This is a genomic window from Patescibacteria group bacterium (assembly GCA_038064855.1).
GTDB lineage: Bacteria > Patescibacteriota > Minisyncoccia > Ryanbacterales > GWA2-47-10b > SICQ01.
Genome location: JBBTSE010000003.1, coordinates 1 through 5,046, shown reverse-complemented (window position 1 = coordinate 5,046; position 5,046 = coordinate 1). Strand labels below are relative to the sequence as shown.

The window sequence follows — 5,046 nt, the reverse complement described above, 5'->3', positions numbered from 1 at the left end:
GAGCAGACGCCTGAAGAGCGTCGTGTCGGGTGTTCGATTCACCCCCGCGGCACATATAACAAAAAATCCCCGTACGGGGATTTTTTGTTTAGTAATCTTATTCGTTCTTTACCTTGAGCCGTTCGCTTCGATTCTTATCCATTTTCGGTAGCTTTATCGTGAGAAGTCCATTTTTGAGTGACGCTTCGGCACCGTCTACATCAACCTCACAGGGCAGCAGTATCGAGCGCGAGAAGCTCCCCCAATAGAGTTCTTGGTAGTAGTAGTCATCGTGCGCGATTTCGCGTGCTTGCTCGCGTTTACCGCGTATGGTGACCATCTCACGGGTAATCTGTACATCCAAATCATCGGGGCGGACGCCCGCAACCGTTGATTGGATCACAATCCCATCATCTTTTTGGTAGACATCGACGGTGAGCTGACCTTCTTCCTCGGGTGTCATCCAATCTTCTTCTTTTTTGATAGGTGCCGACTTCGCGCGAGGCTTGGTATGGGTAACGGCCAAATGAGCGCGGGGCGGCTGGGGCTCCATCTCGACTTCTTCCTCGTCAAAATATTCTTCTTGTTGTTGAGGCGCCGAGACAGAACCTGTCAGGCGTTCAAAAAATGATCTTCTATCTTTTGGCATAATATTTTTTAATTGTATGCTTAATCCGCTCAAACGAAAAGAGGATAAAAATACCAGAGACTATGAGCAGGAGTAGGGCAGGTTCGATCCTATGCCCTTCTGACCTTAGTATAAAAATATTAAAGAGAGAGTGCAACACGGTTGCCGCCAAAAACCCTAAAAGCGCGTCAAACTCCTCGCGCAACCAGCCCGAAAGAAACGCTTTTGCTATAAAATAGCCAAAAATACCCGATGAAAGGGTGTGTAAGAGGGTGGGGCCCAAAAATCGTAGGTTGGCAGTGGTAAAACCGTGCAAAAGTGCTGTCTGAAACGGATTCCAAAGATAAAAAGCGTTTTCCACAGCCGCAAAACCCAGTGCCGCGGTGATCAGGTAAATCATGGCATCTGCCGGTTCATCGTATTCACGGCGCCAAAAGATAAGCACAAGGACCGCGAAATATTTTACAAACTCTTCGATGGCGGCAAAGCCGACCAAAAGTAAGAGACTTATGTTGCCGGAAAGCTCCTGCGGCACGCCTTTGGTGCAATCGGTATCGGGATACTTAATATACTCGAGTATTCCTGAAAGCCATGAGCATTGCATGACGAGGGCTATAGGGATCGCGAGCATACCACCCACAAACGCGAGGATGATGAGCCGGCGCGGTTCAGGCGACTCATCTTCTTTGAGCCAAAACCAAAGCCAGACAAATGCCGCGAGAAATCCCGCCGCAAAGGCCCACGCGAGCGGTTCGAGGTTTAAACTCTCGGTCATTTTTTTATTATAACCTTTCTGCGATCAAAAGGCGTTTTTCCGTGTGTGGAAGAAGTCCCCAGATATATTCAGTAGCAAACGGTATAAAGGGGTGGAGATTTTTAAGAGAAGTCGCGAGTATATAAAAGAGCATATCGCGCGTCTCGCGTGATGGGTTCTTCTTTGTTTCTTCGATATAGACGGCGCAAAAATCATTCCAGAAAAAGTCATAGGCCGCGTGCAACCCTTGGCCAAATTCGTAAGACGCAATCGAATCAGCGACCGCTTTTTCCATAGCATCGCATGCTTCCAAAACTTTTTTCGACGCGTCATCTTTCGGTTTCGGTCGCTTTATGTCTCGCGGATCGGTGCCGATCTGTACCATGATAAAGCGTGATGAGTTCCAGAGTTTGTTTAAAAACTTTTTGCCCGCGCGCAGAGGATCTTCCGTCCAATGAATGTCTTGGGTACCCATTGCCTGCCAGACAATACCGAAACGCATCGCATCAATACCATAGGTGCTGGTGAGTTTCATAGGATCGACAACATTGCCTTTTGATTTTGACATCTTGCGGCCGCTTTTATCGAGAATAGTCGGATGGGTGTAGATAGTTTTAAACGGCACATCGCCCATAAACTCGAGGCCAGAAAATAGCATACGAAAAATCCAAAGATAAAAAATCTCACGCGCGCTCGAGATAAGTGCGGTAGGGTAGTAGTCTTTTAGATCATCAGTCTCGTCAGGCCAGTGCAAGGTGACAAAGGGCCAGAGTGCTGATGAAAACCAAGTGTCGAGCACATCATCAGTCTGACGCCACGGTTTTTTACATCGGCGGCAAAGATCCGCGGGAGCCACAAGCCCCACGCGCCATTCTTCATTTTCTTTGCACTCACAGCGGTACGCGGGGATGCGGTGACCCCACCAGAGCTGGCGCGAGATATTCCAATCACGCAAGTTCTTTGCCCACTCAAGCATCATGTCTTTTCGGTTGGGTGGTACAAATGTTACTTTGTTTTTCTCGATCGCCCTGCGCGCCTTCTCGGCGAGCTTATCCATTTTTACAAACCATTGGTCAGAGAGGAGCGGTTCGATGACTGTCTCACAGCGATCACAAACACCGATCGAATGATCAAGGTCTTCTGTTTTTACGAGCAACCCAAGTTCTTCCAAATCTTTTACTATTGCCTCGCGGGCTTCGGCTACCTTCATGCCGGCGAACCGCGCCCCCGCGGCCTCGGTCATGCGACCATCGGTACCGATAATCTCAAGTGTTTTTATCTCAGGATGGCGAGAAGCGATTTCAAAGTCAGCGATATCGTGCGCAGGCGTGACTTTGATGATGCCCGAGCCAAAAGCCATATCAGCGGCATCATCGGCGACGACCGGCAATTCGTATTCTTTTTTGCGTGGTGATTTGCCAACTTTGGTGTCAGGATCAACCGACTCAATAGTGATGGTTTTACCGACATGTTCCGCGTACCGTTCGTCTTTAGAATTTACCGCCAGCGCGGTGTCGCCGAGCTTGGTCTCGGGGCGCGTGGTCGCGATAACGATTGGGCCATACTGGATAAAATAAAGTTTACCCCTTTCTTCTTTGTAGGTGATCTCAAGATCCGAGATAGTGCTCTGGCACCTCGAGCACCAATTGACCACGCGTTTGCCGCGATAGATATAACCCTTTTCGTGATAATGGAGAAAAACTTTTTCGACGGCATGTTGATATCCTTCATCCATCGTAAAGCGCGCGCGTGACCAATCGGCAGAAATGCCCAAGTGCTTGAGCTCTTGATCGATATTTGAGCCGATCTCTCGCATATATTCCCATACGCGTTCGACAAATTTTTCACGACCGAGGGCGTGGCGCGTAACTCCTTCTTTTTTCAGTTCCCTTTCAACGGCGTATTGGCCGGCGATGCCTGCATGATCTTTGCCGGGCAAAAAGAGGGGACGAAAACCCTCCGCGCGTTTTCGGCGAATGATGATATCAGAGATAATGTTTTCGAGTGCGTGACCGACATGGATCTGCCCCGTGATATTGGGGGGCGCCATCATGATGGAAAATGGTTTGCGCGAAGGTGCGTCAGGAAGCGTGTCGGGATTAAAAACCCCCGAGGATTCCCAGAGGCGAAAGATGTCGTCTTCGTGCGCTGACGCTTCGTAACTTTTTGGGAGGTCTTCAAGCTTCATTTATAAGGGGAGCGTAGCATGCGCTTCGAGCTTTTTCCAGTTGGCGAAATCGTCGCGAACCGCATGAAAATAAGCCGATGCCGCTATCATCGCGGCGTTATCTCCCGTCATGGAGAGTGGTGCCAAATAGAGCGTGCGGTTTTGTTTTTCTTTTTTTACTGCGTCGCGCATGCGCGCACGCAATCGCGCGTTTGCCGCAACCCCACCGCCTATGATGATTGAGGGGGCTTTGTGTTCAGCTGCCGCGCGCATTGTTTTTGTCATCAGTACATCGATGACCGCGTCTTCAAACGACGCGGCGATATCATTTTTACTAAAAGGAGTTTTTTGTTCTTTCAAATCACGCAGTTGGTAGAGCACGGCAGTTTTGAGACCCGAGAAACTAAAATTATAATTTTTTTGTTGTAGCATGGGGCGGGGAAATGAAAAGCCGTAGCGGTTGCCCGTGCGTGCAAGACGGCTCACTTCAGGTCCGCCGGGATACGGTAGCTCGAGCATGCGCGCTACTTTGTCAAACGCTTCACCTGCAGCATCGTCTACCGTCTCACCCAACACTTTGTAATCTCCCCATTTTTTTACAAGTACGATTTCGGTATGCCCTCCTGATACCAAAAGAGCGATTGCCGGGAAAGCTATACCCGCTACACGAGCGTTTAAGAGTGGCGTTACCAAATGACCCTCCATATGATTGGCGGCGACTACGGGCAAGTTCCACTCTTCAGCGAGTTTTTGTGTAAAAGTGATACCCGTCCAAAGTGCTGGCTCAAGGCCGGGGCCCGTGGTGACGGCTATGGCATTAATCTCTTTGTGAGGCTCACCGATACCAGCTTTGCGTAGCGCCTGTTCGAGAATGATGGGTAGATTTCGGATATGCTCGCGTTTGGCGAGGTTTGGCACCACACCACCGTAGGGCGCGTGTATTTTTATTTGAGAGGAGATGACATTTGCACGCACGCGAAACTTGGGTGCACCAAGTCCGCCAGACGCGTCAACAACGGCGATCGCTGTTTCATCGCACGAAGTCTCAATGCCAAGTATGGTGATTTTTTTATTTCTGCTCATGTGTGCGCCCTGGAAGGATCGAACTTCCGGCCTTCACAATGTCAATGTGACGCTCTACCACTGAGCTAAGGGCGCGAAAACAACGCGCTTATTCTAGAGCATTTAGTTAAGACTTTCCAGCTCCGCGCGTGAGACGCGAATGCGTCTCATTGACTGAACTTCATCCACAGACTTTCCAGGTTCTTCAGTTTTTGTCAGTAGATACTCATCTTTTTCTTTATTATAATCCAGTATCATGTAGGTCTCTTCAATGGTGCCGGCACCTTCTGTACGCGTGGCACGCACGCTCATACCGAGTTTGAGTCGAAGTTCTTGCTCCGATGTTTCTTGTTGTTGTGGAAATTGTTCCATATATCTATATATACCACATTATCTTTTGTGGCCCCAACGGGAATCGAACCCGTATTTACGCCTTGAAAGAGCGCTGTCCTAACC

General features: G+C 49.3%; 5 protein-coding genes and 1 tRNA gene. All 6 read right to left on the bottom strand.

Annotated features, from left to right (window positions below; translation table 11 throughout):
• Nucleotides 1-97: 97 nt before the first annotated feature.
• Nucleotides 98-628, bottom strand: a complete 531-nt coding sequence (locus AAB417_01265; protein ID MEK7630646.1) for an Hsp20/alpha crystallin family protein — start codon at nucleotides 626-628, stop codon at nucleotides 98-100.
• Nucleotides 615-1,382, bottom strand: coding sequence for a PrsW family intramembrane metalloprotease (locus AAB417_01260; GenBank protein MEK7630645.1), 768 nt, complete (start codon nucleotides 1,380-1,382; stop codon nucleotides 615-617). The genes AAB417_01265 and AAB417_01260 overlap by 14 nt, the downstream gene beginning before the upstream one ends.
• A 7-nt stretch (nucleotides 1,383-1,389) precedes the next feature.
• The gene (locus AAB417_01255; GenBank protein MEK7630644.1) at nucleotides 1,390-3,549 is read right to left on the bottom strand and encodes a valine--tRNA ligase; all 2,160 of its coding nucleotides are present in this window, start codon (nucleotides 3,547-3,549) and stop codon (nucleotides 1,390-1,392) included.
• Nucleotides 3,550-4,611 carry a tRNA (adenosine(37)-N6)-threonylcarbamoyltransferase complex transferase subunit TsaD gene (gene tsaD, locus AAB417_01250; protein ID MEK7630643.1) on the bottom strand — a complete coding sequence of 354 codons (1,062 nt, stop codon included), beginning with the start codon at nucleotides 4,609-4,611 and terminating at the stop codon, nucleotides 3,550-3,552.
• A gap of 3 nt (nucleotides 4,612-4,614) precedes the next feature.
• A tRNA-Val gene (locus AAB417_01245) sits at nucleotides 4,615-4,686 on the bottom strand.
• Between the two features lie 27 nt (nucleotides 4,687-4,713).
• Entirely contained in the window at nucleotides 4,714-4,962 is a 249-nt protein-coding gene (locus AAB417_01240; GenBank protein MEK7630642.1) for a hypothetical protein, read from the bottom strand.
• Nucleotides 4,963-5,046: the final 84 nt, after the last annotated feature.